Below are 1,064 nucleotides of genomic sequence, written 5' to 3' on the forward strand. Positions count from 1 at the left end.
CTTGTTTTTCTTCCTGCTTGTTTTTCTTCCTGCTTGGTAGCTGCAACCTCTTGCTGTGCCCTAGAAACCTCTTGTTTCGCTTCTTTTTTATCGTTTGACTCATTGGCTTCTTTATCGTTTTTATTCGGGAGAACGGTAATCTGAAAGCAGATAACACCTATTTCGCCAGGGCATTCGTCAATGGGAATATCTAACGTTGGTTCTCCTTGAATTAAGATTTTCTCATGCATAATACTCTTTTTTGTTAGTCCGGTTTTATTAAAGGCTTTCTTAGCAACAAACACGGTATACGAAATAAACGTACTCTTCTTTAACCCTTTAGGCGCAGAAGGTGAACCTTTTTCTCGCATATCAAAGGCAACGTAACGGTCGTATTCTCGTAATGGTCCTGTCGCAGATCCTGTTAAGGTCATTTTATGTGGCATCGTGATCTCCTCCTACATAGATTTATATATTGATTATTTAGAAGTATGTTCTAAATAATAATACTCTTAATAAACATCAGCTTTTAAGGGATTTCTTTACTTTTTGCTTACGAAACGGTGTCCTGTAATTGGGCATGTTGTTGTAATAAAGCTTGCTCCTGTGGTGTTAAGACTTGTCCTAGATCCTGCTTCAGCTGCGCCATTTCTAACGAACTGTACGTAGAACTGTGTTCCTGCAGCAAGGTTTCTTCTTCTGGTGTTAGTTTTTGCCCTAAATCTTGCTTTAATTGGATCATTTCAAGCTGTTGATCCAGAGAAATAGTTGCTTCCTGTGTACACTCATTTTGCTCCTGTTCAGCTTGTAACCAATCAGGAACAATTTCCTTACGGATGATATGTTTAGGCTTAGGTAATGCTTTTGGTTGAACGTCTGTATGTATGTCTGACTCAGATGTTTGATCTTCTGTATTTCCTTTAAGTAGATTGGCAAATTGATTGTAAGCAATTTGATAAACAAGACGGCACATGTCATCCAGTGATAGGGAAGTACCCTTATGATTCGCCTCATGGATATATTTATCTAAGCCTACAATGGCTGTATAAGCGACTTCATGTAATTGCTCTTTCACAATCTCAATC

Annotated in this window: 2 pseudogenes; both read right to left on the reverse strand. The window is 38.3% G+C overall.

The features are described 5' to 3' along the window. Window positions 1-425: pseudogene (locus tag AC1DRF_RS29265) on the reverse strand (ParB N-terminal domain-containing protein); the annotation flags it as partial. A 107-nt stretch (window positions 426-532) separates the two neighbouring features. Further along, window positions 533-1,064: pseudogene (locus AC1DRF_RS29270) on the reverse strand (replication protein); the annotation flags it as partial.

The organism is Priestia sp. P5_B4 (assembly GCF_056400385.1).